This window comes from Pseudoalteromonas sp. SCSIO 43201 (genome assembly GCF_023716725.1).
Taxonomy (GTDB): domain Bacteria; phylum Pseudomonadota; class Gammaproteobacteria; order Enterobacterales; family Alteromonadaceae; genus Pseudoalteromonas; species Pseudoalteromonas peptidolytica.
On sequence record NZ_CP072683.1, the window covers coordinates 1,649,392 to 1,676,185 of the forward strand.

Genomic DNA, 26,794 nt, shown 5'->3' on the forward strand with positions numbered 1-26,794 from the left:
ATCAATTTTAACTACAACATGAGCGCTAATCGTTGAGTGTATAACGGGCGGCATTAACGCTATTTTTCGAATCACGACAGCTGGGCGTTACGTTACCAGCTACCTGTATTTTCCATCGATTTCCACGGCTCTTGTGGTGGTAGTGCATCACCCTGTTGCAGTAATTCGATCGATATACCATCAGGTGACTTGATAAAGGCCATGTGGCCGCACCGAGGAGGCCTATTTATAATTACGCCGGCTTCTTGCAGTTTATGGCAAAGATCGTAAATATTTTCAACGGCAAAAGCCAAGTGCCCAAAATTACGACCGCCATCATATTTTTCGGGATCCCAGTTGTAAGTTAGCTCAATCGTGGGTGAAAAGCTCTCTCGCGCTTGCTCTGCTTGCTCAGGGGCTGCAAGATAAATCAAACTAAAACGACCTTGCTCACTGTCATACCGCTTTACCTCAATAAGCCCCAATAGATCACAATAAAAATTAAGTGACTCATTTAGATCGCTTACACGAACCATGGTGTGTAAATATTTCATTACTTATTCCTTCTGGGTTACTAACATCAATTTTAAAGCTTTACCTCATGGATTAAAAGCGAAGGCTTAACTTTATAAAAATGAGGCGGATTTCTGGCAATTTCTACATCGGGTAGTTAAGCTTTTTGACGATGGATAACGAATTAAAAGAAGGTGCTCGATGATGGCAGAACTTCCAGAGGTAATTGATAGCATGACAGACATCGTATCATGCTTAAATACAAGTGAGTCTTTGGAGCATTTTTTATTAAATGTTCACTGTATTGTGCAAAAAATTACCTATGCCGATAATTTTTATGTTGTGTTGCAACGTCAAGATGGCTCATTTGAGTTTCCTTATTTTCATGACGTCAAGGATAGTATTTCACTAGATGAGTTAAATAATTTAACTACAGCTGAGTTAAACAAGACGCTGACCTATTATGCGCTTAGTTCAGATAGCGTAAAAAATTACACCGAGCACTCGCTAAAGGCACTCACTTCCACAGGTGTTATCGATATGCTAGGGAGCTTTCCCAAACAGTGGTTGTGTTTCCCATTAATGAATAAAGACAAGCATTTAGGTGCTTTTGTACTCCAGTCTTACCGCCGTCAAGATGAATACTCAGACAGCATGGTAGATCTTTTATACACGGTGAGTCATGTAATCGCTTCTGCAATGGATGCTTTTGCAAACCAGCAAGCATTAATTGACGCCAATCAAGCATTAAGAAAACACGAATTAGAGTTAGAAAAAACCGTACAAGCGCGAACCTTCGAACTTCAAGCGAGCCTGTCTGAGTTGCAATCAGAAATCGACAAACGCAAAGCGCTTCAAGAAAAGCTGGAATTTGATGCCTATCACGACAATCTCACGCAGCTTGCCAATAGAAAGTATTTGTTAAATGAGTTACAAAAATTATCTGCGCGTTCATCTCGTCAGCCAATTAATGTGTACCTAGGATATTTAGATTTAGATAATTTTAAACCAATCAATGACACTCATGGTCATCATAGTGGCGATGAAGTGCTGGTACATGTTGCTAGAAGATTGCAGGAGACATTAAGGGAGTATGACTTTGTATGTCGGATTGGTGGAGATGAATTTGTGTTTGTTATTAATGAAAGCATTGCATCAGACATGTTATCTCGATTAACAGAACGTATTCGCACTGAGGTTAACCAAGATATTTTGTTGAGTAATGGTCAGCTTGTACAGGTTGGTTGTAGTATTGGAGTGGTGATTGCTGAAGGGGTGAGCGTGAGTGCTGAGTCGTTGTTAAAAAGGGCGGACAATGCACTTTATGAAGCAAAGAAACAAGGTAAAAATCAGGTCTCATTTAGCTTTGAACCACGCTGAACTTGAGATTAAGATCCTTATATTTATCATGTTTTTATAATTTCTTTTGGTGATTGCATGTTGGCCTTTGCTTTACGTTGGTGATTGTTTTAGGATCAAGCTTTACAGATAAAACACTTGCATTCTATGACCATTAGGCTGATCTTTATTGCACTTATTTGCTTTACCTTGACGGCAAAAGCTGTTGAAGTTCAAAATCTATATGAGACTTCACTGACCGTTAGCGATAAATCTCGTGCGACACGGGCTAAAGCGAGCCAACAGGCGCTGTTAAAAGTATTACAAAAGCTCACCGGTAAAGCTGACGATTTTTCCCATTCGGCAATTCAGTCAAGCCTAAGGCGGATCTCGGACTACATGTTGAGATATGAATATTACGACATGCAAGGCGCAACGAAAATAAAGGTTGAATTTGAGCCGGGGAAAGTTGAAGAGCTGGTTAGAGAAGCAGGCTTACCTCTTTGGGGAAATCGACGCCCTATGATTGCTATTTGGATGGTAATTGAAGACAACTTTCAGCGTGATTTCGTGACACAAGAAAGCTACCCCCAATTAGAACGATTAATTTACGATACCGCTGATGAATGGGGAGTGCCTGTTGTTGTCCCCTTGATGGACTTGGTAGACCGAAGTAACGTTAGTATTGCTGAAGTATGGGGAAACTTTTCCAACGAAGTGGAAGCTGCATCACGTCGGTATGAAGCCGAACGTGTTATTACTGCAAGGTTGTTTCAACCTCCTCATACCAGCTCTTGGCAATTAGATTGGCGTTATACTGATGCAGAGCTTTTTGAACCTGAGCAATATGTTGGCGATAAACAGCAAGTGATCATTGATATGATAAATTATGTATCTAGTACCTTGGCTCAGCAATACGTAATAGATCCCAATCAAACGCAAGATGTGCACCGAACAGTGATTACGGTCGATCAATTATTATCCTTTGCTGATGTTGAGCATGCAAGGCGTAGGCTATTGTCTATGAGCACAGTGATGGATGTTGACGTCATCTATCGAGCAAAAACGGCTGTCAAGTTTGCCATTGAGCATACTTCAACAGTTTCTGATTTGCGTAAAACAATAGGCTTAGAGCAGAGCTTTAAAATATTCGTTGACCCTAGGGCGTACTACCAAATTGCCGATGATGGTAATTTAAAATATAACTGGGTGGGTCGCTAAGATGGAATCGCCACGTCAAATGGCATTGCCCGTCACATTACCTGATGACGAAACATTTTCTTCTTATTTCGGTGGTGAAGCTTCCTTAGAAGTAAGCCACCTAAAAAATGGGCTAGCTCAGCGCTCAACGGGGTTTCAATATACTTATTTGTGTGGATTAGCAGACTCTGGCAAGTCGCATTTACTCTATGCTACTTGTATCGAAGCTCAGGAGTTAGGGCTTTCCACTATTTTGCTGTCATTGCGAGAAGTACTCGACTTCGGCCCTTTGGTGCTTGATGGTTTAGACGCCTTAGATGTTGTGTGCATCGATGATGTCCATTTGGTTGCTGGGAACGAAGCATGGGAAAAAGCATTATTTAACTTTTTCAATCGCTTCAACGAAAAAGGTAAGTGTCTAGTGGTGACTGCAGACTTACTTCCTAATATGCTAAACCTGTCGTTACCAGACTTAGAATCGCGCTTGACGTGGGGTACGACATTTCAGATCCGCTCAATGAGTGATGATGACAAAGCCGAAGCATTGGTAAAAAGAGCGTATATGCGTGGCCTTGAACTTTCAGATGACTGTGCTCGATTTTTGCTCACTCGGCTAAGCCGTGACATGCGAGCACTGCTCGATGTACTAGACAAACTTGATCACGCATCCATGGCAGCGCAAAGAAAGTTAACGATTCCTTTTATAAAAGCGACTTTAAAGCTGTAACAGGGCTAGAATATCGCCTTGCAATTCAGTTATCATAAGAGATTAAATAACAGCAAATTACCTCAGCAAAGATCAGGTAGACAATGAATTTAGAAAATATTTTAGCGCAAGCGCTCGAAGCCGTAGAGCAGGCAAGCGAAATTGCGCACCTTGAGGAAGTTAGAGTTAACTACCTTGGTAAGAAAGGTGAGATCACCGGTCTTCTAAAAACGCTAGGCAAACTAGCGCCGGAAGAGCGTAAAGACGCAGGTCAAGTGATTAACCAAGCTAAAACCCAAGTACAAGATGCGATTACGGTAAAACGTGAAGCGTTAGCAAATGCAGCACTTGAGCAGAAGTTAGCCGCTGAAACCATCGATGTGACCTTACCAGGTCGTACTATGCCTGCTGGTGGCCTTCACCCAGTAACTCGCACTATTGAACGAATTGAACAATTCTTTGGTGAGCTAGGATTTGCTGTTAAATCTGGCCCAGAGGTTGAAGATGACTTTCATAACTTTGACGCGCTAAATATTCCTGAGCATCACCCAGCGCGTGCTGATCATGATACTTTCTATTTCAATCCTAAATTGGTACTGCGTACACAAACCAGTGGTGTTCAGATCCGTACAATGGAAGCAGAGCAACCACCTTTACGTATTATTTCGCCGGGCCGTGTTTATCGTAACGACTACGATCAAACACACACACCGATGTTCCATCAAGTTGAAGGCCTGATGGTAGATACTGACGTTAGCTTTACTGAACTGAAAGGGATCTTGCACGATTTCCTACGTAATTTCTTTGAAGAAGATATGGAAATTCGTTTTCGCCCTTCATACTTCCCATTTACAGAGCCTTCAGCAGAAGTAGATGTAATGGGGAAAAATGGTAAATGGTTAGAAGTGCTCGGTTGCGGTATGGTGCACCCGAACGTATTGCGTTCGGTAGGCATTGATCCTGAAAAATACACAGGTTTCGCCTTTGGTATGGGGGTTGAGCGCTTGACTATGTTGCGTTATGGCGTAACTGACTTGAGGGCTTTCTTCGAAAACGATTTAAAATTCCTAAACCAATTCAGATAAGAGCGACAAAAGTATGAAATTCAGTGAAAAGTGGTTACGCGAGTGGGTTAATCCAGCAATTGATACTGATGCGCTATCTGAGCAATTATCAATGGCTGGTTTAGAGGTTGATGGTGTAGACCCTGTAGCTGGTGACTTCCAAGGGGTTGTTATCGGTGAAGTAGTTGAGTGTGAACAACACCCAGATGCTGACAAACTTAGAGTGACAAAAGTAAACGTAGGCGAAGACGAGCTACTAGATATTGTCTGTGGTGCCGCTAACTGCCGTGTAGGTTTAAAAGTAGCGGTTGCTAAAGTGGGCGCAACGCTGCCTGGTGATTTCAAAATCAAGAAAGCTAAACTTCGTGGTCAGCCATCACATGGTATGCTTTGTGCGTTCGAAGAGCTGGGCATGGCAGAAAGTTCAGACGGTATTTTAGAGCTACCGATGGACGCGCCAATTGGCCAAGATATTCGCGAATACTTTGGCTTAGACGACGTAACTATTGATGTTGACTTAACTGCAAACCGCAGTGACTGTTTAGGGATCAAAGGTCTTGCTCGTGAAGTTGGAGTACTAAACAGTATCGATGTAACAGAAGTGGCTATCACGCCAGTTACTCCAACAATTGATGACAAAATCGCTATTGAGTTAGTAAACAGCGAAGCATGTCCACGTTACTTAGGTCGAGTGATCAAGGGCGTTAACGTTAACGCAGACACTCCATTATGGATGGTTGAAAAACTGCGCCGTTGTGGCGTGCGCTCAATTGACCCTGTGGTTGATGTTACTAACTACGTTTTGCTTGAGTTAGGCCACCCGATGCACGCATTCGATTTAAACCAAATCGAAGGTGGGATCAAAGTACGCAACGCCCATGAAAATGAAGAGCTGGTATTATTAGATGGCAATACGGCGAAGCTTAAGCCATCAACGCTGCTTATTGCAGATGACAATAAGGCACTGGCCATGGCAGGTATTTTTGGTGGTGAGCGCTCTGGTGTTAATGAGCAGACAACAGACATTTTATTAGAAAGTGCCTTCTTTGCACCGTTGGCAATTGCGGGTCAAGCGCGTAGCTATGGTTTGCATACTGATGCGTCGCACCGCTACGAGCGTGGTGTAGACCCTGTACTGCAGCGTGACGCAATGGAAAGAGCAACAGGTTTGCTGCTTGAAATCGTTGGTGGTGAAGCTGGGCCGATTGTTGAAGCGGTATCAGAAGCAGATTTACCAAAAGAGCGTGAAGTGACTTTACGCCGTGAGCGTTTAGATCGCGTTATCGGTTATCATATCGAAGATGCTAAAGTATCTGATATCTTAACGCGTCTTGGTTTAGCGGTAACATTTGCAGGCGGCCAGTGGCAAGCAATAGTACCGAGCTATCGCTTTGATATCAGCATTGAAGAAGATTTGATCGAAGAAGTGGCTCGCGTATTTGGCTACAATAATATTCCAAATGTGGCGCCAACCGCGGCGTTAAAGATGACAGATCATCAAGAAGCGCGTTTGCCAGTAGCGCGTTTTAGAGATGAGTTAGTAAGTCGTGGCTACCAAGAGGCGATCACCTACAGTTTTGTTGATCCAAAAGCTCAGCAGTTGTTGCACCCACAATCTGATGCATTAATCTTGCCACACCCAATTTCAGTGGAAATGTCGGCAATGCGCGTAAGCTTGATGACGGGCTTAATCAATGCGGTTTCTTATAACCAAAATCGTCAACAATCACGCATTCGCTTGTTCGAAACTGGGCTGAAGTTTATTAAAGATGACAGTGCAGAAAACGGTGTACGTCAAACGGCTGTAATTGGTGGTATTGCCTATGGTAATACACATAATGAACACTGGTCTGTGCCTTCACGTAAAGTGGATTTCTTTGATGTAAAAGGCGATGTAGAAGCATTACTGACACTATGTAATGATAAAGCACGTTTTAGCTTTAAAGCCGAAGCGAGTGATGGCTTGCACCCAGGCCAATCAGCTGCAATTTATGCAGATGGCAAAAAAGTCGGTTTTATCGGTGCAGTACATCCGCAGCTATTAAAGCCGTTAGAGCTTAAAGATACGCCATATGTGTTTGAAATTGACATGGCTGCTTTAGAAAACCGTCTGCTTCCTGAAGCGGTAAGCATCTCTAAATTCCCATCAAATAGAAGAGATATTGCTATTTTAGTTGCAGATGACGTAAAAATAGGCGATATTTTAGAGTGCATTGAGAAAGTTGGCGGAAATCAATTAGTTGACCTAAACTTATTCGATGTGTACAAAGGGCAAGGTGTTGAACCTGATCATAAGAGTTTAGCTATTGCTCTAACATTGCAAGCGGTTGATAGAACACTCGAAGAGAAAGACATCAACGCGGTTGTAGAAAACGTGGTGGCCGAATTGGCCAAACAATTCAATGCATCGTTGAGGGACTAGATATGGCGCTTACTAAAGCCGACATAGCTGAACACCTATTTGATAAACTGGGGATCAATAAGAAAGATGCCAAAGACTTAGTTGAAGCGTTTTTTGAAGAAATCCGCTCAGCGCTAGAAAACGGCGAGCAAGTAAAGCTCTCCGGGTTTGGTAACTTTGACCTTCGCGACAAGAAGGAACGCCCAGGTAGGAACCCAAAAACTGGGGAAGATATTCCTATCTCTGCGCGACGCGTGGTAACTTTTAGGCCAGGCCAAAAGTTAAAAACCCGTGTTGAGGTCGGCACAAGCAAAAACTTGTAAAAGTAAAAAAGCCTTGGTAGCGATACCAAGGCTTTTTTTAATTCGAAATAGTATCGTCATATACGCACGCTACACTCTGCGCCTTGTCGCATTTTGTGTAGTGAGAAGTATATGCGAGGAGCACACTCCTTAAGCAAGTTGTTAAAGAATATCTTTATTGCTTGGCTTTCTTGTAGTTTTGTTTTTTCAATAGCGACTTTATTCAGCTATGTACACCTAAAGGAAACGGCAAAGGCGAACCTAGCTACCGTAGTAAACCGAATTGTCTCCGATATTGATAAAGAATTTACCGTTGTTGACGACACACTCAAGTATGCAGTAGATCTCTCTTTAAACTGTGATCCGCACAGTCTTCATCATATGCGCAGGCTAGTATTTGAAAACCCTGGTATGAGCGAAATAGGGGTTATAGATCCCAAGGGTAAACTCATCTGTAATTCGTTTGGAAGATTGACTCCCCCCGTCAATACTAGCGCGCCTTTAAAACAGTCTGGTTTGAGATATTATGGCCCCATTATTACTGATTATTTGGAGCTACCAGCATTTGTTCTTGCCCGTACTCGAGATGATGGCTATGAGGTAAACGTGCTGATGCCAGATCATTGGCTGAAAAGAATGTTAGACATATCAGCTCATCATGATACTAATTTTGCAGCTTTAGTTGATAACACGACAGGCGTACCCATCTTTCTAAACGGTAATTATTCACTGCCGATCCGCCAGAAACTTTTTCCAGCTAAAAACCGACAAGCTGTAGAAGGGCACTTTGACGATGGCGCTGTTAAGTTTGCTTATATTTCCGCAATCCCTAGTTTGCCGCAGTTAAGTTTGATCATTGCCAAAAACGACGACCGCTTGGTCAAAATGGAATGGATCTGGGGGCTACTGTGGGGGGTCTTGTATTGCTGCTCTTGGGGTGGGCTAACCTTTCTGTTAATTAACTATGATAAACGTCAGCTGAGCAGTAAAACGCAAATTCTACGAGCACTTGCAAATGAAGAGCTTTTCAATGTTTATCAGCCACTTGTATGTGCTCAGTCAAAAAGTATTGTTGGCGTAGAAGTATTGATCAGATGGCGCCACCCGTTAGAAGGTGTTTTGGGTCCCGCTTATTTTGTACCAGAGGCCGAGAGAGATGGCACCATACTGGATATTTCAATCGCCCAAGTGGAAGAGGCAATACGAGACTTAAGCGAGATCTTATTGCAGCAACCGAAGTTTAAAGTGTCATTTAATGTCAATGGCTTATTACTTGGATCAAAGCGATATATTGATACACTGCTTGGCGCAAAGAAGCATATTTCATCACTCACCATTGAGTTAACTGAACGAGATGTGCTGACACAGGCACAAACCAAAACGGTCTTAAATGAACTTAAGCGTGCAGGCATTGAGATAGCTATTGATGATTTTGGTACAGGTTATAGTGGCTTACAGTATTTACAGAGCTTCCCAATAGATTTACTCAAGATAGACCAAAGCTTTGTAGCTTCGATAGGCCTAGACACACTTCAGTCTCCAGTACTCGCGGCTGTAATAGATATGGCGGAAAAGCTCGATAAGAAACTAATTGCAGAAGGAGTCGAAACACAGGCTCAGGCGGATTATCTGCAAAGTCGGGGCGTCAACATTCATCAAGGATGGTTATATTACCAAGCGCTCGAGCTACCTCAGCTAAAGCATGAGATGAATAAGTGATCCGTCCTAGCATGGACTGACACTATTTGAAATTAAAACGCTCAATGAACTTCATCGGGCGTTTTGTATTTTAGTTACTGGAAAATGTATCACCCAACGGGTTAGATGTTAGCTCGGTTATCAAACATGGCCTTGTTAGCATTGTAAGGCAGGTATCTTGCGGCTAATTGGCGCAATCAAGTTAGAGGCAACACCGATCAAAGTAGAACGCACGAGTTAGCAGCTAGATAACTTTTCAAAATCAATTAGTTAACCTGCTTAATTGCTCAGGCTAGCGGCCTCTGTACGTATAAAAAATATAATTGCTTATTAAGGCAAATTTAGGTGTAATGAATACATAATGAGCGCTGAGCAATGCAGGGAAAGCTTACATAACACTAGCTAGGAAAGTGAGAGCCTCCAAAAAAAATTCCCTTAGCATAAATAACACCAACTCTGAGACATCGAGCGGGTAGCAGCTCAGTCCAACAAGCGATTATGCAACACAAACTGCGTGTCGCATAAATACTAAAGTGTTATGAGCTTTTACCACTGTCAACCTCCCAGTAAACGGAGTGCAGTTTCTCCTCAAGAAAGTCGATGAATACTTTTACTTTCTCTGGTATGTGTCGCCTTTCTGGGTACACAGCAAAAATGCTGTGATCTGGTAAGTCATAGTTAGCCAACACTGGAACCAACTGACCTGTATTGAGGTATCTCTGAACAATAAATGTTGGCATTTGACAGATCCCTAGTCCTTGTAAAAGCATCTCACATATAGCATCACTGTTGTTTACTATGAAATTTCCAGTAGGTTCAACCTTGAGTTTTTTATCTGCTTTAAAAAATGTCCATTCAACACCCGCTTGAAATAAACTGTAATAAATACAATTGTGATCTTTCAAGTCGTGCGGGGTGTTGGGAATACCAGCTTGTTGCAAATACTCAGGGGATGCACATACAACACTGTTGCACTTAGCTAATTTCCGAGCAATTAGGCTTGAATCTTTTAATTCTCCTATCCGAATTCCGACATCGTAAGCACCAGCGATCATATCAACAACTTGATCATCCATACTTAAAATGACTTTTATATCAGGGTACAGATCTAGGAACTCTTTTAGGTGAGGAGCTAGGTGTAATCTGGAAAAAGTCATTGGGGCATTAATCTTTAATGTGCCTTTAGGCTTGCCTTGATTTAATGTCGCAGCAGTAATGCCTTGTTGAGCTATGTATACAGAATTACGAGCGTAATCTGAAAACTCTTCGCCTGATTCCGTTAGTACCAACTTGCGAGTACTCCGATGGAATAACCTTGTACCAAGGTTATCCTCTAAACTAGATATACGTTTGCTCACGGCTGACTTTGTCATTCCAAGGCGCTCAGCTGCTAATGAGAATGAGCCTGCTTCTACCACTGCAACAAATATTGGGATTGCGGAAAAAACATCTTTCATTGGTGAGTTTTACTCAACTTAGTTGTGATAATCTAGCTATTATACATCAATTTGTTGTTAATTATAATGCCCTCATCAGAAGAGGAAAATTTATGTTAAAACAAAGTGGTTTAGTTTTAGTAGCTATTTTTAGTGGTCTGTTACTTGCGTTAATGATCAGTGTTAATGCCGAATTAGCAAGTACTACGTCTGCATTTCAAGCATCTTGGATTGCTCATGGGGTTGGTGGCATTACAGCGTGGTTTCTTTATTCTGCATTCAAAAAAAATCACGCTCGTGCAAACCGACCAGAAATCAAGAAACAGTACTGGTTTGGAGGTGTTCCTGGTGCTTTAACAGTAGTTTTTGCATCAATGACAGTACAGAGTTATATCGGTCTGACAGGAACTTTAGCGTTAGCGCTCATTGGGCAATTTCTTCTCTCATTAATTCTTGAACATTATGGTTTGTTAAACCAACCCAAAACTAAGGTTACTATAGTCAACTTGTTGCCCACATTGCTGGTTGCAGTTGGGTCAATTTTAATAATTTACGGTAAGGTAGAGATGTAATGGAATTTATATTACTAGGTCTTCTTAACGGGTTTTGTATCACTTTAAGTCGAGTTTTGAATGGCCAGCTTAGTGTGCGTAATGGAGCTTTTCATGCTTCATTTGTGAATCATGCTGTAGGGTTTGCTTCATTGTCCTTATTGTTTATATTTGTAGCTGAACCAGTAAATGCATTACCTCAAGACCTAACTTTATATGTCGGGGGAGTTATTGGTGCGTTGTACGTAGCAGTGAATAGTTTTGTTATGGTTAGGCTTGGATCAACAAATTCAATAGTATTAGTTGTTGCTGGACAAATGCTGTTTGGGTTGTTCATCGAGGTTTATAGTTTCGGCTTTGAACAAGTTGGGGCGCAGCTTATTGGAGTTGGTTTAGTTGTCATTGGAGTTTTCTTCAAAGGACGATTAAGCTTCCAAAATAAGTAAGTACAACTACTCAAGTACGCTCATAACAAAGCATTTAAGAGTGATTCCCAACGCTTGGAATTTTTGGTGCCATCGTTGGGTTTCGTGTTTACGGTGGTATGGTTAAGTTCAGTGGTAGCGTTGCTCACACCTTAATGCGTGCGTTAGAGTTTCTTGCATGCCATACGATAAAATTATAGTCAGTGAAAATGGCCAAGAGTTCCCATACTCAGAATCATTTGATGGTGAATCATATTACTATGAAATTAGCATTTTCTTTGATGATCGTGATGGTGAGTTGTTTATTTCAAAATGGGGCTCTCATATAGCTTTCGACGATGATGATAGTTGGCTTGATTTTAAGATTGCACCTAGCGATTTCTTTCCAAATCAAAAAGAGTTAAGTCACGGTAATATTCTGAGTTATATGAATACATTACTGGAAAGAGAATCTGAGGGGCGAGTTATACCAAAGGAAGAAGTAGAGGAGCACTACCAAAGATATTTAAAATCAGAGTAGTGAAACTCTAACAAGAGACTATGGCGTCAATAGCTAAATTTTAAACTTTTGGCGCTTCCCACATTGCCCCGTTTCTGGCCATCGAATTTACGATCACAATCATCTTTCTGACACAGGCAATGAGTGATACTTTTTTGGGTTTTCCGGCAGCAACTAGCTTTTCATATTGGGATTTGAATACGGGGTTTGATTGAATCGTAGACATCATAGCCATGTATAAAACGGTCCTTACTTGATGGCGACCACCTTGTATTTTTCTGGGACCTTTGAAGCGAAAAAAAGCCGGAAAATAAAAAAGAGCGGCTTAGCGCCGCTCTATGCTGATATAGCTGTATTAAATCACTTCAGCAAAATAACAACCAAAGGCGCTCAACTGAAGTACATTGTTAGTAATGCTGCCACTTTGATGTTTGACGTCGCATTCTGACAGTGTTAGCTCAGGTAAAGTGAACGCCTGCTGGGTATCTGCTAAGTTAAAGACACATAACAAGGTTTGTTCATCCACTTTTCGATAGAAAGCTAATACCGGCTCTGGCGTGTCGATAAACTCAATTTCACCAGTTTTTAGTGCAGGTTGTGCGCCTCGCCATCTCAAAAATGCTTGATAGTAGCTAAGTGTTGAGTTGTTATCCTGTACTTGTTCATCAACTGCTCGCTCGCTATGTTCATTGGACACAGGGAGCCAAGGCTTAGCTTCTGAAAACCCAGCGTGTGGTTTGGCTTTTGTCCACGGCATTGGTGTACGGCAGCCATCACGACCTTTAAAATTAGGCCAAAATGTGATCCCGTATGGGTCTTGCAACTCTTCAAATGCCACCGCAGCTTCACCAAGGCCAAGTTCTTCACCTTGGTACATACAAACACTTCCTCGTAGCGAACCGAGTAGGGCAGTGAGCATTTTTACTTGTTCGTTATTAACTAGGCTGTTAGTACTCCAGCGACTTGCGACGCGTTCGACATCATGATTAGCAAATGCCCAACATGGCCACCCCTCGGTCATGACAGATTCGAGGCGAGATACGGTGTCTCGAATATATTTCGCACTGTAGTCGCGGGTGAGAAGTTCAAAGCTATAGCCCATGTGCAGCTTATTATCATCTGCGGTGTACTCAGCCATAGTTTGTAGCGAATCTTCTGAACTTATTTCTCCAAGGCTAACGGTTCCTGGATAGCGGTCAAGCAGCGCGCGGATCTCTTCCATAAATGCCAAGTTTTCAGGCTGGGTATTATTGTAATAGTGGTACTGGAAAGCATACGGGTTGTCTTCGCTAAAACCTCTTCCCTGACGTAACGCAACTGGCTTTGCCGGGTTATCTCTTAATTGTTGGTCATGAAAGCAAAAGTTAATTGCATCTAATCTAAAGCCATCAACACCTTTTTTCAGCCAGAACTCAACATTATCTAGGACAGCTTTACGTACATCTGGATTATGGAAATTAAGATCCGGCTGCTCAGTCAAAAAATTATGTAAGTAATACTGACAACGTCTAGGCTCCCATTGCCAAGCAACACCGCCAAAGATAGACAGCCAGTTATTAGGCGGACTGCCGTCAGGTTTAGCGTCAGCCCAAACATACCAGTCAGCTTTATCGTTGATTTTATTTTCACGACTTTCGATAAACCATGGATGTTGGTTTGAGGTATGACTCAGGACTTGATCAATGATTATCTTAATATCACGCTCGTGAGCTTGGTTAATCAATTCATCAAAATCTTCAATCGCACCAAACATAGGGTCTACATCACGATAATCGCTAATATCATAGCCAAAATCTTTCATTGGTGACTTGAAAAACGGTGAGACCCACACCGCATCTACGCCAAGAGATTTGATGTAGTCCAGACGATGGATTATTCCTTTTAAGTCGCCGATACCATCTGCATTACTATCTTGAAAACTGCGAGGGTAGATTTGATAAATAACTGCACCTTTCCACCATTCATTATTACTAGCCATGTACATTCTCCGGCTGCTCACCTTATTGCTTTGTGGTTGTGTTGCTTACTAGTCTTGATAAGCACCACTATATTGTGGCAAAGAATACGTCATGGTTTTTAGGCTGTAAAAAACCTGCATACGTATGCAGGTTTTGCATTGCGGGATAAAGTAAAGTCCAAGCAAGATATATTTCTGTCAAAAGACTTTACCAATTAGATGTAATTGATTTGATTGTTCTGTATTTATTGGGTCTAGCTGTGATTTATTGGTAAGACCAATTTAAGCTTGGTGGGCGAATACACAACAGCTCCGATATTATAGAGGTATAGCAAATGACCGTAACGCATTTGGGTTAAAATTTAGTGAACTTTACACCGAATAAAATTAACGAGAGGACTAATAACCTTTAATCATAAAAAGTTATATATTTCATTTGGTTAGGTTTTGTTTTCGTAAACTACCTGTAAATTTTATTAAAATACACTAGCTTTGAATACGTATGCACAAAGTTGTTTGCAAATTTAATCAACCGCTAGTATTTACCAGACAACAATAGTGCCAGATTGTTTTTTCATCAAATTGCACGCCGATGAGCAAATCGCACAATATAATATGGTTAATTGGGATAAAACATTATGTCTAAGTTCAAACCGAGTATGCTAACACTTGCACTGATTGCAGCGGGTGTGAGTCACGCAGCTCCAGTCGAAGATAACGCCGTTGACAAAGATGAAAATGTAGAAGTGATAGAGGTTCGTGGGATCTCGCGCAGTATTATCGCTTCTATTGATAAAAAAAGGTTCAGCGATACGGTCTCAGAAATAGTTGATGCTGGAGATTTGGCGGCTTTACCAGATGTTTCTATTGCAGACTCGTTAAGCCGTTTACCAGGCATAACGGCTGTTAGAGCAAGTGGACAGTCTTCTCAGTTAAATATCCGCGGAATGAATGGCGACTTTATTCAAACGACACTCAATGGACGCGAGCAAGCCAGCACTAGTGGCTATACTGCTGGTAGTCGCTGGATCTCGTTTGACCAATACCCGTCTGAGCTAATTAATCAAGCTGCGGTCTATAAGTCTCCCAAAGCTTCTCTTGTTGAAGGCGGGGTTGCAGGAACGGTAGAGCTAAAAACCGCTAATCCACTTGATGCTGAAAATGAGCATAACTTTAATTCTTCAGTTAGATATTCATACAACGATGCTGCGTCTGATGTTGGTGCTGATTCTACAGGAGAGCGCATAAGCTTTTCTTATCGTGGTAAGTTTCTTGATGAGACACTGGGCTTTGCAATAGGGGGAGCTTATTTAAATCAACCTAATAATGCCATCGATATTTCTGCACATGCCCCAACTCGCTCCCAAGATTTTGACGGTGATGGTAATGAAGAACGCTCGGTTAACGGTTTTCAATATCGCTCGGCAAAAGGAAGCGATGAGAGGCTTGGCCTGTTAAGTACTTTGGTTTATCAACCAACAGACACATTCAAGGTACAATTTGACTATTTTCACTCAAAATTTGAATCGGAAGATAAAAAGAGCGGTTTAAATATTGAAGGCTTTTCAAAAGATCTGAACTCTCTGTATTCCATTGACAATGCTGTTGTAAAAGATGGTTTCTTGGTTGCCGGTGACGTGACGATTACCGACCCTACAGGCCCTTGGGTGGAAATGCGCTCTGAGGATCAATCTACAGATTCGACGACAGACAGCTTTGGCTTAAACTTGCAGTACACCACTGACACTTGGGAAATAGCCCTTGACATCGCACACAGTGAAGGCGAAAAAACGCGAAGAGATATGATTGCCTCTATGCACGCCTACGAGTTCGGTACGGCGACACTGGAAGATGGTACGCTGGTAAATACATGGCAGGAATTAAGAAACCAAACGTTTTCTTTTGAGCAAAGAGAAAAAGACTCACCGTTTTTAACTTTGGGTAATGGCTATACCGATCTTTCAAATATGCGCTTGGGAGACTGGGAGCAATTTCCACATAAGTATACGGATGAGTTGGACAGCGTAAAAGTTGACTTCAAATATTATATTGAAAATAGCTTTATTTCATCGATTGAGGTTGGCGCACGTTGGTCAGACCGAGAGTTTACCGATCAACGTTCGACGTTTAGATGGGGCGCTCGTGAAGGGCAAAATGGTTATCAGCTACCTGATGGCACTATTGTCACGAATAAAGGCTGTGAGTTTAATGATCAAAACCACCCATGTATTCCTCACGATGTGACGGGGTTTGTCTCGCTTAGAGAGACGCGTGGCTTCCAATACTTAGAGTTAGACCTTGAAGGTATCGCTGATCAGGTCTTTGGGCCCGGCAATTATGACGCGCAACAAACTTGGGGTCATAACTGGACTCTTATTGAAAGTGGTGCGGTTAAAGAAGAAGTACTTGCAGGTTACATCATGGCCAACATAGACACCGAAATCGCAGACATTCCTGTGACTGGTAACTTCGGTGTAAGAGTTGTTAGAACTGATACTAAATCTATTGGGATCCAACAGATCCAAGGTAATGAAGTAGGTGATTCAATCGTGGATGATAATGGTGTTGAAAGAACGGATTATCGCCATGTCAACTATGGTCCAGAGTACACTGACACACTACCTTCATTAAACCTGAACTTCAGAGTAAGTGACACCGACCAAATCAGATTTGCAGCAGCAGAGGTGATAGGTCGACCGCCTGTCTATCAGCTAAGAGGGGGCGCAGGCTCATGGGCTGATACGGCAAATGATGGTAAAACTCCTCGTTACAATGTGTGGTCAAAAGGTAATCCAAATCTAGACCCATTTAGAGCAACTCAAATAGATTTGTCATACGAGCGCTATTTTGAAGATGGTGGTGCTTTTGTTGCAGCTTTATTCTGGAAGGATATTGAGTCATTAATTGAAAGTATCACTTATCAAGAAGGTGAAGTCGACTGGGCTGATATTGGTCTGGAAGTTCCGGAAGGATTTGTGGCTGGTCAGTATCAGACCACACAAAATAATGATCAGGGCGGCTATGTCCGAGGTATCGAACTTGCCTACACGACAATGTTTGATAACTTACCGGGGATTTTTTCCGGTTTAGGCTTCAATGCTAACTATTCATATACCGAAAGTGAAACCACCGTTGATGGTGGCGGTAACTTCCCAGATCAACAGCTACCACTGCCTGGTTTGTCTAAAAATGTCTGGAGTGCAACGGTATTTTGGAACATTGATTCATTCACAACTCACTTAAATATTCGTTACCGTGACGAGTACGTTTATGAGGGGGCGTCACCTGGTGGGTCATCGTTAGCATGGGCTGATGAATATACGGTAGTCGATTGGCAAGCATCATATAATTTTGAAAATGGCTTAGAGGCTGTGTTGCAAGTAAATAACCTGACTGACGAACCGAATACGACAAATTATGGTACAGCTCTGGCGACAGGGGAATACAAGGAATTTGGTCGCCAGTATTATCTGGGCTTTAACTATAGTTTTTAATCAATAAGAACTTGATAGCCACCAAAGTAAACCCCTGCTTTGGTGGTTTTTTTATAATCGCTGAAGCAGTAGTTGATTGCTATCATCTATTTTCTAACAAGGCGTATTTATACCAATTTGACTTAATACTTGCTCAATTTGAAGGAGTAAATCTGGCGCTAATAGCGTTAAAAATTTCTTATTTAGCACAACTAAATAACAAAATTTTTGCCTAGTTATCGACAAGATTTTCTCGCTTCAGAATAGACCACTTAATTAAGAAAATAGGTATTACTCAGCTTTTTATAAGCAATGTTAACAGTGTTAAGGTATGAAGAAGATGAAAAGCCAAAAAATAGTGATTTTAGGTGGCGGAACTGCTGGTTGGATGGCTGCAAATATGATGGCTAAGAGTTGGGCAGATAAAGCGATCGAAATCACCGTTGTTGAGTCTTCCAGTATCGGTATTATTGGGGTTGGTGAGGGATCAACACCACAATTTAAGGGCTTTATGGATTACCTTGGTATTTCGGAAGCTCAATGGATGCCAGCTTGCAACGCGACATACAAAAATGGGATCCGATTTATTGATTGGTCAACGAAAACCGGATTTTCCAGTTACTTTCATCCTTTTCCCGCACAGCCAGATGACTACTCTGCACCTGCATTTTTTCATAATAGCTTCGTGAGGCGTAAGGCAATTGATGTTGAAGGTCATCCAGACCACTTTTTTTTGGCCACTCATTTAGCGAACACAAATAAGTCGCCAATTGCTGCACAAAACTTTCCGTTCGAAATCAATTACGGCTACCACTTTGACTCAAGTTTGTTGGGAGAGTTTTTGGCACGTGAAGCCGAAAAGCGCAATGTAAAGCATATTGATGCAACAATTTCAGATGTGAGAAAGCATGTGAATGGTGACATTGCGGCACTTGTTACCTCACAGGGCGTAGAAATCGCTGGAGATATTTTTGTCGATTGCTCAGGTTTTAAGAGTTTACTGCTACAACAAGCACTTGATGTCGGTTTTGAATCATTTGGCAATAACTTGTTTAATGATGCTGCGGTGGTATTAGCAACCAAACAAGGCGATATCATTCGCTCTGAAACGCAGTCGGTGGCGCGCAAATACGGATGGTCTTGGCATATCCCATTAACCAACCGGACAGGTAATGGCTATGTATATAGTCAGCGCTATTGCGATAGAGATCAGGCCGAAACAGAGTTAAGGGCCGCACTGGGTCTACTAGACTCAGACGTTGAAGCTCGCCATATAAAAATGAAAGTGGGTCAAGTGAAAACCCACTGGAAAAATAATTGTATTGCTGTTGGCTTATCTCAAGGGTTTATAGAACCATTAGAGGCGACGGCTTTACACATAGTTCAAGAGACTGTGCAAAGCTTTATAGAGTGTTATCAAGAGGCAGGATTCACGGATGGGAATCGCGACAAACATAACCATTCGATCGCAACGCGCTATCAAGCCATTAGAGATTATATTGTTGCCCATTATCGTGTAAATAGTCGCACGGATACACAGTATTGGCTTGATAATGCAAATAATAACAACCTATCTCGCTCACTATTTAATGTGCTGCAAACTTGGGTGTCAGGCAATAATTTATCGGATGAATTGGCGCGCCAAAATATTGATCAGTACTACCCATCGGTTAGCTGGCACTGTCTGCTTGCAGGCTATGGAGTCTATCCAGATCAGGCTCAGCTCAAACCAGGCAACGCGTTAGCTAAGCAATATAATATCGAAAAAATTGAAGATTACTTGAGACGATGTGGATTGAATTTTAAAGCACATCGGTTGGAACTAGATGCGCTTGCCTCAACTTTTCATAAATAACCAGACCAAGTTACTTGAAGGTAACCGACTATTAGCATCGAGTTCAACACAGTGAGCGTTAAAAAGGCATTTATTCTAAGTAGCTTAAGTTAAATATTGCTTAACAGCGCTTATCACTAGTCATAAAGCCTGAAGAATAACGATGAGTAGTTCTGTGAATACGTATGCAGGTCGTTCTAAATAAACAGTGAGGCAAGTAGACTCTGTTAAAACAGCAGTATGACAACATTATGAAAAATAAATCTTTATTATTGGCTGTTTCAGCCCTTTTAGGTGGTGCAGTGAGTATAGCTGGCTGTAGCCCTGCGCCTATCGACAAAAAGTCACAGCAGATGACGCTACAACCTGAGGTTGTGCCATTGAGTAAGCCCGTCGTGTATCAGGTATTTACTCGGTTATTTGGTAATACTAAACAAGTTAATAAACCTTGGGGAACACTAGAAGAAAATGGTGTAGGCAAGTTTTCTGACTTCACTCCAACGGCGCTGCTGGCGTTAAAAAGCATGGGGGTAACCCATGTTTGGTATACTGGCGTGCTTCATCATGCACTTGTCACTGACTATAGTAAATATGGCATTGGTCAAGATGACCCAGATGTGGTGAAAGGCAGAGCTGGCTCACCTTATGCAATCAAAGACTACTATAACGTTGACCCTGATCTTGCTAATGACCCCTCAGCACGTCTTGCAGAGTTTGAGGCGCTAATTAAACGCACCCACGAGGCGGGGCTTAAAGTCATTATCGATATTGTACCAAATCACGTTGCCCGTAATTATCAATCTTTAGGGGCACCAAATGGAACGATAGATTTTGGCGATAATGATGACACGCAAGTCACTTATGCGAAGAACAATAATTTTTATTATGTCGTAGGTGAAGCATTTGAAGTGCCAAGCAGCGATGATTATCAAGTGCTAGGTGGTGATGTACACCCTCTTGCTGATGGTAAGTTTACTGAAATTCCGGCGAAGTGGACAGGGAACGGCGCTCGATCAGCAAAGCCAGATATCAATGACTGGTATGAAACCGTCAAAGTAAACTATGGGGTTAAGCCTGATGGTAGTTATGATTTTGACCGCCTACCAGATGAATATGCAGACAAGGGCTATCAAGCACACTTCGAATTTTGGCAACACAAATCGCTGCCAGACAGTTGGTATAAGTTCCAAGCTATTACCCATTTTTGGCTAGAAAAAGGGGTGGATGGTTTTCGTTACGATATGGCTGAAATGGTGCCAGTAGAGTTTTGGAGCTTTTTAAACTCATCGATTAAAACAAAAAAACCGGACGCATTTTTGCTAGCTGAAGTATATAACCCAGCTTTATATCGGCCTTATATCAAACAAGGGAAGATGGATTACCTTTATGATAAGGTTGGTTTTTATGACACCCTAAAAGCCTTAATGCAAGGAAAAGGAGATGCTCAAACTGTATTAGATATTCATCAGTCAGTTGCGGATATTGCTCCGCATATGCTGCACTTTTTAGAAAACCATGATGAACAGCGGATCGCAAGTCCTGAGTTTGCTGGAGATGCACTTAAAGGTAAACCTGCCATGGTGGTAAGTCATCTGATAAGCACAGCTCCGTCTATGATCTACTTTGGTCAAACGGTAGGTGAAGATGGCTCGGAACAAGCAGGGTTTGGCAGTCCTAGCCGTACCAGTATTTTTGATTATATTGGGGTGCCCGAACATCAAAAATGGATGAACCACGGTAAGTTTGATGGTGCATTGCTGAGCGAAGAGCAAGTATCGCTGCGCAACTACTACATTAAGCTTTTGAATCTGGCTAAGCAACCCGCGATAGCTGCAGGGCAATACAGTCCAGTGGCTACACACAGTGATGACCCTATCAATACTGAGAAAATAATGGCATTTGGCCGCAAGCTAGGCCAACAAAAACTGCTTGTTATCAGTAATTTTGACGCACAACAATCTCGAACTGTAACAGTGCACTTGCCTGCAGATTGGCAAGGTCGCTACAGCGATATTCTCGAGGCGCACGCGAATTTACAATTACAACAGAGTGAAGTTGGCGAGCAGGTCAAAGCCACAATTACCCTTGCACCACTGGCGAGTGCGGTATATCAACTAGAGAAGTAATCTATGCAACAAGAACAACAAAAACCACAACTCAGTTTTTGGCAGATATGGAACATGTGCTTTGGCTTTCTAGGGATCCAATTTGGGTTTGCATTGCAAAATGGCAATGTTAGCCGGATTTTTCAAACGTTAGGTGCTCAAGTCGATGACATTCCTATTCTGTGGGTTGCTGCGCCACTAACAGGCCTTATTGTTCAACCTATTATTGGCTATTGGAGTGACAGAACTTGGGGTAAGTTGGGACGCAGGAGACCTTTCTTCCTGTGGGGCGCGATTCTCACGACGTTGTCACTGTTTATTATGCCAAATTCACCAACCCTTTGGATTGCAGCCGGTATGTTATGGATCATGGATGCGTCAATTAATGTGACAATGGAACCGTTTCGAGCGTTGGTTGGCGATAACCTAAATGAAAAGCAGCGTGCCAACGGTTATGCGATGCAAAGCTTTTTTATTGGCGTTGGAGCTGTGGTTGCGTCAGCCTTACCTTGGATGATGACCAATTGGTTTGATGTCAGTAATACAGCACCAGCAGGACAAATTCCTGAATCGGTAAAATATGCTTTTTATTGGGGTGGGGCGATCTTATTCGTTACGGTGATGTGGACTATTGTCAACACAAAGGAATATAGCCCAGAGCAATTAGCTGCATTTGAAAAAGCGCAAGCTCATCAGCCGCAAATAAGCACCGCAAATGTACAGGTCAACTTTTTAAAAGGCGCTGTAATAGCGGGTGGTTTTGGTGGTTGTGTGTTACTTGCTGTGGCGATAATGAAGCTTGAAAAGGAGCTTTATTTATTGAGTGGCTTATTAATTGCGTTTGCCATGGTATTTGCCGTAGCTCATGTAATGCAGCGAAAGCAAAGCGTAAATAATGGCTTTTATCATGTTATTTTTGATCTATTCACGATGCCAACAACCATGCTGCAACTTGCAGTGGTGCAATTTTTTAGCTGGTTTTCTTTATTCGCGATGTGGATTTACACCACTTCCGCGGTAACGAGCTTTCATTACGGTACTTCGGATGTAACCAGCAAACTTTATAATGACGGTGCAGATTGGGTTGGAGTGCTGTTTGCGGCTTACAATGGTTTTGCGGCCATCGCTGCAATGGTGATCCCGTTTATGGTGAAGCGTATCGGGCTTAAAGGGGCGCATGCTGCAAACCTGTCACTTGGTGCTGCTGCATTAATCAGTTTTAAATTTATCGGTGACCCAACACTACTGTGGATCCCCATGGTTGGGATTGGCTTTGCTTGGGCATCAATTTTGTCACTACCTTACGCCATGCTGAGTAATGCACTTCCGAGTAGTAAAATGGGAGTATTTATGGGCATATTTAACTTTTTTATCGTTATTCCACAATTACTCGCTGCCAGTATTTTAGGACTTATTTTGCGCCACGGTTTTGACAACCAACCGATATTTGCACTGATTATTGGGGGCGTATCGCTTTTACTCGCTGCACTAGCTGTTTCAAGAGTCACGATTAAGGCTCAATAAGGAGAACAACATGATTAAGTATTCAACAATTGCACTTGCGCTTGTCAGTGCGGGTCTTATTGGTTGCGGTACTCAGCAATCAGCAATCGATTCACATTCAGCACCGGGTGCCCCCGGTGCCAAACCTTATTGGGCTTACTCAGGTAAAACAGGTATTGGCACGTCTTACGAGGCTTATCAAAGTGGGCAATATAGTGATGCAGCTTCTACCAAAGCTGTGTCAAAGGTATGGTTTTCGCTTGCTAAAGGCATGATCACAGAAACTATGTTTGGTCTTATCCACCAAGCGCAAATTAAAGACATGCAGTTTATCATTGTTGGTGATGGGTTTGTGGTTAAAGAATCGGATACAGATAGCTTGGATGTGACCATAGATTACCTGCACAAGGATGATAGTGGCCGTCCACTGTCTCTCGCCTACAAAGTGGTCAGCAAAGATAAGCAAGGTCGCTTTACGCTTGAAAAGCATATTTTTACAGACCCTGAAAGGCAAACGTTATTTGTTAGAGCAAAGGTGGATAGTAAGTTAAACGCTGTTAAGGCGTTTGTGAACGTTAATCCTTACGTCAATAACAATGGTTTAAATGACTTTGCAAAAGTAACAGATCAAGGGCTGTTAGCGTGGGAAGGTGATAATTATTTATCGTTGCAAAGCAAAACGGGGTTTGTTGAAGCTTCTGTTGGCTTTACAGGCACCAGCGATAATTTATCAATGCTGGAGTCTACAGGTAAGTTAGCTCAAGCTTATACCACCACAGGGGAAACGTCAGGGAATGTGAACTGGCTGGCAAATTTAGGCACTATTAGCGGTAGTAATACCTTTGATTTAACCTTGAGCTTTGGTCACTCAGCGCAAAAAAGTTTTGCCGAAGGCGCTGCTTCTCTAGCTAAAGGGTATGGGCAAGTATTGGCAGATTATAATGGTGAAGGAGAGGCGATAGGGTGGCAAGACTATATCACCAGCCTTAAACCACTTAACTCAATGACCGCTAACACAACAGATAATGGCAAGCTCTTGTATACCAGTGCACTTGTATTAAAAGCACAAGAAGATAAAACCCATGCAGGCGCCTTGATCGCATCATTATCTAACCCGTGGGGAGATACGGTGCCTGCAGAGCAAGGCCATACGGGTTATAAAGCAGTATGGGTACGCGATTTTTACCAAGTGGCAATGGCATTTTTAGCGATGGGTGATGAGCAAACAGCACTAACTGCATTTGAATATTTAGAAAAAGTCCAAGTCACGGATAAAACACCAGGTAACCAAGGTGATACGGGGTGGTTCTTGCAAAAGACCCATGTTGATGGTGAACTTGAGTGGGTGGGCGTACAGCTTGATCAAACTGCAATGCCAATTATGCTAGCATGGAAACTGTGGCAAGCAGGTGTCCTAAGTGATGAGAAGTTGGTGTACTGGTACAACAAAATGCTCAAACCGGCTGCCAACTTTTTGGTTGAAGGGGGACTGGCGAAAATACTATGGAATGACACACAAATCATGCCTCCAGCAACTCAGCAAGAGCGTTGGGAAGAGCAAAATGGTTACTCCCCATCAACTACGGCTGCCATCATTTCAGGCTTAGTCACAGCAAGTGACATTGCTAAGTTAGCTGGTGACAAAGCTGGAGAAGAAAAGTTTCTAGCAACAGCACAGCAGTATAATCGTGAAGTTGAAGCCTTAATGTTCACCACCGAAGGTAACTTACAGAGTAAGCAAAGTGATGGGCGTTATTTCTTCCGAATTGGTCAGGATAAAGACCCGAACTCGAGTACACCATTAAACGCAAATAATGGCCGTCAAGGTATGGATAAGAAACAGATCATTGATGGTGGCTTTTTGGAGCTTGTGCGTTATGGGGTAAGGGCGGCAGATGCGCCAAGTATTGTAGCAACAATGCCTGAATATGATGATGAAACGATTGCAGAAAACTTGAGAGTAAAATACAGCTTTAAATTTGATGGCGATGTGAATAGCTACCCGGGTTATCGCCGCTATGGTAATGATGGCTATGGCGAAGATGAAAAGCGCGGAACAAATTATGCTGAAGGCGGACAAAATACTGATGGTCAGCGCGGTCGGGTATGGCCGTTTTTCACCGGTGAACGGGGTCATTATGACATTGCATTAGCACTGCTAGACGGTGAACTGAGTATCGATGAGCAGAGCAAAATAAAAAATACTTATGTTAAAGCGATGGAGCATTTTGCTAATGAGGGCATGATGTTACCAGAGCAAGTATGGGATGGCGTGGGTAAGAATACCTTTGAATATACGCTCGGTGAAGGAACTAATTCAGCGACACCACTAGCTTGGACACACGCAGAATACGTAAAGTTGGTTCGTTCACTACAAGAAAAACAAGTGTGGGATCACTACCCAATTGTAGATAATAAATTGCAATAACGAATACAAGCGATAAAAATGCCAAGGTTTACCTCGGCATTTTTATCGCGACTGTTACCGTGAAGACTGTCTGATAATCAGTTTAGGTGGCAGTAGTGTATCGGCTACTTGTTCTCCTCTGATCAGCCGAAGTAAATTATCAACCAGCATTTGACCTGCCAGCGTGGTATTTTGCTGTACTGTTGTCAAAGATGGAGAGACATAACCGGCCGCAGCTATGTTGTCGAAACCAACAACATGTACGTCGTGCGGTACGCGGATCCCAGCTTCTTGTAGCGCTTTGATAGCGCCAATTGCAATAAGATCACTGGCGGCAAAAAGCGCATTGAATGTCACGTTATTGGCAATAAGTGAGCGGGTCGCATGGTAACCTGAGTCTTCTGTGGAGATGGCATTGGCTATTTTACGATCGCTGACTTCGATCGCCTTTTGCTTGAGAGTATCTCTAAAGCCCTTAAAGCGAGCGAAAAATTCAGGACTATGATCCGAAGCATCGCCAATAAACGCACAATCAGTCCTAACCATTTCAATTAAATGCTTAGCGGCCAATGCACCACCGCCATAATTGTCGCAGCTCACTGTTAGATCAGGGCGATCATCAACAGATGCGCCCCAACAGACGAATTTAGTGTGATTGTCGAGTAGGGTTTGTAATTTCGATTGGTAGTCGATGTAATCACCGTAACCCAGTAAAATAAGGCCATCAGCGCGATGACTATCTTCATAGTCAGCGTGCCAATCACTGCTGGTGGATTGAAACGAGACTAATAAATCGTAACCTTCTTTTGCACATGCGCGAGTAATACTGCCCAGCATACTTAAAAAGAAAGGATTGATCTGTGATTCATCCTCCGTTGGGTCTTCAAATAGTAATAGTGCAAGTGTGCTACTTTGTTGGGTACGCAGGTTACTGGCGTTTTTATCGACTTTATAATTTAGCTTTTTTGCAATCTCATGGACACGGCGGCGTGTTTCTTCGTTAACCAACGGGCTATTTCTTAAGGCGCGTGACACGGTAGATTGTGATACGCCTGCATAGTGGGCAATATCAAATGAAGTTGCTTTACCTTTCATGTTTTTCTCAACGCTTTGGACTGTGACATTGTCAGCCATTGAGAATTTTTTTCAACCAATTTAAGAGAATTTGCAAATTTTTATTGATACAGTCTGACACCGGTGTCATAATGTCGGTGTTTTATCATTTTGTTGTCAAAACGTATTTAGCTGCCCTATGCCAAGGGCAGCATTTTTTTACCAATTAATTCAATTTAGGTAAGAGCAAAAGCCAAGGCGTGCAAATTTTGGCTAGCTGAGACAATAAATTGCAGGACGTGTGCTGGCAGCCCTGATGTTAGCCCAAGCATAATCGCAGTGATAAAGAG

The 26,794-nt window shown here is 42.4% G+C and carries 19 protein-coding genes and 1 pseudogene; 15 read left to right on the top strand and 5 right to left on the bottom strand.

Annotation, left to right across the window (positions count from 1 at the left end):
- Window positions 1–92 precede the first annotated feature (92 nt).
- Window positions 93–533: a VOC family protein gene (locus tag J8Z24_RS07165; RefSeq protein ID WP_128731049.1), complete on the bottom strand. Its 441-nt coding sequence runs from the start codon at window positions 531–533 to the stop codon at window positions 93–95.
- Window positions 534–693: 160 nt separating this feature from the next.
- Between J8Z24_RS07165 and J8Z24_RS07170 the strand changes: the two genes are divergently transcribed.
- The 7 genes from J8Z24_RS07170 to J8Z24_RS07200 all read left to right on the top strand — a co-directional run bounded on the left by J8Z24_RS07170 (window position 694) and on the right by J8Z24_RS07200 (window position 9,222).
- Window positions 694–1,872 (top strand): GGDEF domain-containing protein, encoded by a 1,179-nt coding sequence (locus J8Z24_RS07170; protein ID WP_252095518.1) that lies wholly within the window; start codon window positions 694–696, stop codon window positions 1,870–1,872.
- A gap of 117 nt (window positions 1,873–1,989) precedes the next feature.
- A complete protein-coding gene (locus J8Z24_RS07175; RefSeq protein WP_176033622.1) occupies window positions 1,990–3,051 on the top strand; it encodes a DUF2066 domain-containing protein in 1,062 nt (353 codons plus the stop codon).
- A gap of 1 nt (window position 3,052) precedes the next feature.
- Window positions 3,053–3,757 carry a DnaA inactivator Hda gene (gene hda, locus J8Z24_RS07180; protein WP_125253222.1) on the top strand — a complete coding sequence of 235 codons (705 nt, stop codon included), beginning with the start codon at window positions 3,053–3,055 and terminating at the stop codon, window positions 3,755–3,757.
- Window positions 3,758–3,840: 83 nt separating this feature from the next.
- Complete coding sequence (gene pheS / locus J8Z24_RS07185; RefSeq protein ID WP_125253221.1) at window positions 3,841–4,821, top strand: phenylalanine--tRNA ligase subunit alpha; 981 nt, start codon at window positions 3,841–3,843, stop codon at window positions 4,819–4,821.
- A 13-nt stretch (window positions 4,822–4,834) separates the two neighbouring features.
- Window positions 4,835–7,222, top strand: a complete 2,388-nt coding sequence (gene pheT, locus J8Z24_RS07190; protein ID WP_176033623.1) for a phenylalanine--tRNA ligase subunit beta — start codon at window positions 4,835–4,837, stop codon at window positions 7,220–7,222.
- Window positions 7,223–7,224: 2 nt separating this feature from the next.
- Window positions 7,225–7,524 carry an integration host factor subunit alpha gene (ihfA, locus tag J8Z24_RS07195; protein WP_099641651.1) on the top strand — a complete coding sequence of 100 codons (300 nt, stop codon included), beginning with the start codon at window positions 7,225–7,227 and terminating at the stop codon, window positions 7,522–7,524.
- A 111-nt stretch (window positions 7,525–7,635) separates the two neighbouring features.
- Window positions 7,636–9,222, top strand: coding sequence for an EAL domain-containing protein (locus tag J8Z24_RS07200; protein ID WP_252095520.1), 1,587 nt, complete (start codon window positions 7,636–7,638; stop codon window positions 9,220–9,222).
- Between the two features lie 515 nt (window positions 9,223–9,737).
- Here the strand turns inward: J8Z24_RS07200 and J8Z24_RS07205 are convergent.
- The gene (locus J8Z24_RS07205) at window positions 9,738–10,658 is read right to left on the bottom strand and encodes a LysR family transcriptional regulator (protein WP_176033625.1); all 921 of its coding nucleotides are present in this window, start codon (window positions 10,656–10,658) and stop codon (window positions 9,738–9,740) included.
- 92 nt (window positions 10,659–10,750) lie between these two features.
- Here J8Z24_RS07205 and J8Z24_RS07210 point away from each other — a divergent pair, with 92 nt between their 5' ends.
- From J8Z24_RS07210 to J8Z24_RS07220, 3 genes are all read left to right on the top strand, one after another.
- The gene (locus J8Z24_RS07210; protein WP_176033626.1) at window positions 10,751–11,209 is read left to right on the top strand and encodes a DMT family transporter; all 459 of its coding nucleotides are present in this window, start codon (window positions 10,751–10,753) and stop codon (window positions 11,207–11,209) included.
- Entirely contained in the window at window positions 11,209–11,634 is a 426-nt protein-coding gene (locus J8Z24_RS07215; RefSeq protein ID WP_147390492.1) for a DMT family transporter, read from the top strand. Before J8Z24_RS07210 ends, J8Z24_RS07215 begins: the two co-directional genes overlap by 1 nt.
- 157 nt (window positions 11,635–11,791) lie before the next feature.
- Entirely contained in the window at window positions 11,792–12,133 is a 342-nt protein-coding gene (locus J8Z24_RS07220; RefSeq protein ID WP_147390491.1) for a hypothetical protein, read from the top strand.
- Window positions 12,134–12,173: 40 nt separating this feature from the next.
- Here the strand turns inward: J8Z24_RS07220 and J8Z24_RS07225 are convergent.
- Both J8Z24_RS07225 and J8Z24_RS07230 read right to left on the bottom strand, forming a co-directional pair.
- Window positions 12,174–12,407 (bottom strand): annotated as a pseudogene (locus tag J8Z24_RS07225) (IS110 family transposase); the annotation flags it as partial.
- A 60-nt stretch (window positions 12,408–12,467) separates the two neighbouring features.
- The gene (locus J8Z24_RS07230; protein WP_252095521.1) at window positions 12,468–14,090 is read right to left on the bottom strand and encodes an alpha-glucosidase; all 1,623 of its coding nucleotides are present in this window, start codon (window positions 14,088–14,090) and stop codon (window positions 12,468–12,470) included.
- A 617-nt stretch (window positions 14,091–14,707) separates the two neighbouring features.
- Between J8Z24_RS07230 and J8Z24_RS07235 the strand changes: the two genes are divergently transcribed.
- From J8Z24_RS07235 to J8Z24_RS07255, 5 genes are all read left to right on the top strand, one after another.
- Window positions 14,708–17,563, top strand: coding sequence for a TonB-dependent receptor (locus J8Z24_RS07235; protein WP_252095522.1), 2,856 nt, complete (start codon window positions 14,708–14,710; stop codon window positions 17,561–17,563).
- A 319-nt stretch (window positions 17,564–17,882) separates the two neighbouring features.
- Complete coding sequence (locus tag J8Z24_RS07240) at window positions 17,883–19,397, top strand: tryptophan halogenase family protein (protein WP_147391099.1); 1,515 nt, start codon at window positions 17,883–17,885, stop codon at window positions 19,395–19,397.
- Window positions 19,398–19,627: 230 nt separating this feature from the next.
- Window positions 19,628–21,502: an alpha-amylase family glycosyl hydrolase gene (locus tag J8Z24_RS07245; RefSeq protein ID WP_176033629.1), complete on the top strand. Its 1,875-nt coding sequence runs from the start codon at window positions 19,628–19,630 to the stop codon at window positions 21,500–21,502.
- Window positions 21,503–21,505: 3 nt separating this feature from the next.
- Complete coding sequence (locus J8Z24_RS07250; RefSeq protein ID WP_176033630.1) at window positions 21,506–23,005, top strand: MFS transporter; 1,500 nt, start codon at window positions 21,506–21,508, stop codon at window positions 23,003–23,005.
- 10 nt (window positions 23,006–23,015) lie between these two features.
- Window positions 23,016–25,412, top strand: coding sequence for a glycoside hydrolase family 15 protein (locus J8Z24_RS07255; RefSeq protein ID WP_252095523.1), 2,397 nt, complete (start codon window positions 23,016–23,018; stop codon window positions 25,410–25,412).
- A 54-nt stretch (window positions 25,413–25,466) separates the two neighbouring features.
- On the opposite strand, the gene J8Z24_RS07260 is transcribed toward J8Z24_RS07255, so the two are convergent.
- Window positions 25,467–26,486: a LacI family DNA-binding transcriptional regulator gene (locus J8Z24_RS07260; protein WP_128730164.1), complete on the bottom strand. Its 1,020-nt coding sequence runs from the start codon at window positions 26,484–26,486 to the stop codon at window positions 25,467–25,469.
- Between the last annotated feature and the right edge of the window lie 308 nt (window positions 26,487–26,794).

Excerpts from the sequence above, each read along its gene's own strand:
- J8Z24_RS07165 (WP_128731049.1), bottom strand. The coding sequence starts at position 533 with ATGAAATATTTACACACCATGGTTCGTGTAAGCGATCTAAATGAGTCA.
- J8Z24_RS07170 (WP_252095518.1), top strand. The coding sequence starts at position 694 with ATGATGGCAGAACTTCCAGAGGTAATTGATAGCATGACAGACATCGTA.
- hda (WP_125253222.1), top strand. The coding sequence starts at position 3,053 with ATGGAATCGCCACGTCAAATGGCATTGCCCGTCACATTACCTGATGAC.
- pheS (WP_125253221.1), top strand. The coding sequence starts at position 3,841 with ATGAATTTAGAAAATATTTTAGCGCAAGCGCTCGAAGCCGTAGAGCAG.
- pheT (WP_176033623.1), top strand. The coding sequence starts at position 4,835 with ATGAAATTCAGTGAAAAGTGGTTACGCGAGTGGGTTAATCCAGCAATT.
- ihfA (WP_099641651.1), top strand. The coding sequence starts at position 7,225 with ATGGCGCTTACTAAAGCCGACATAGCTGAACACCTATTTGATAAACTG.
- J8Z24_RS07200 (WP_252095520.1), top strand. The coding sequence starts at position 7,636 with ATGCGAGGAGCACACTCCTTAAGCAAGTTGTTAAAGAATATCTTTATT.
- J8Z24_RS07205 (WP_176033625.1), bottom strand. The coding sequence starts at position 10,658 with ATGAAAGATGTTTTTTCCGCAATCCCAATATTTGTTGCAGTGGTAGAA.
- J8Z24_RS07210 (WP_176033626.1), top strand. The coding sequence starts at position 10,751 with ATGTTAAAACAAAGTGGTTTAGTTTTAGTAGCTATTTTTAGTGGTCTG.
- J8Z24_RS07215 (WP_147390492.1), top strand. The coding sequence starts at position 11,209 with ATGGAATTTATATTACTAGGTCTTCTTAACGGGTTTTGTATCACTTTA.
- J8Z24_RS07220 (WP_147390491.1), top strand. The coding sequence starts at position 11,792 with ATGCCATACGATAAAATTATAGTCAGTGAAAATGGCCAAGAGTTCCCA.
- J8Z24_RS07230 (WP_252095521.1), bottom strand. The coding sequence starts at position 14,090 with ATGGCTAGTAATAATGAATGGTGGAAAGGTGCAGTTATTTATCAAATC.
- J8Z24_RS07235 (WP_252095522.1), top strand. The coding sequence starts at position 14,708 with ATGTCTAAGTTCAAACCGAGTATGCTAACACTTGCACTGATTGCAGCG.
- J8Z24_RS07240 (WP_147391099.1), top strand. The coding sequence starts at position 17,883 with ATGAAAAGCCAAAAAATAGTGATTTTAGGTGGCGGAACTGCTGGTTGG.
- J8Z24_RS07245 (WP_176033629.1), top strand. The coding sequence starts at position 19,628 with ATGAAAAATAAATCTTTATTATTGGCTGTTTCAGCCCTTTTAGGTGGT.
- J8Z24_RS07250 (WP_176033630.1), top strand. The coding sequence starts at position 21,506 with ATGCAACAAGAACAACAAAAACCACAACTCAGTTTTTGGCAGATATGG.
- J8Z24_RS07255 (WP_252095523.1), top strand. The coding sequence starts at position 23,016 with ATGATTAAGTATTCAACAATTGCACTTGCGCTTGTCAGTGCGGGTCTT.
- J8Z24_RS07260 (WP_128730164.1), bottom strand. The coding sequence starts at position 26,486 with ATGAAAGGTAAAGCAACTTCATTTGATATTGCCCACTATGCAGGCGTA.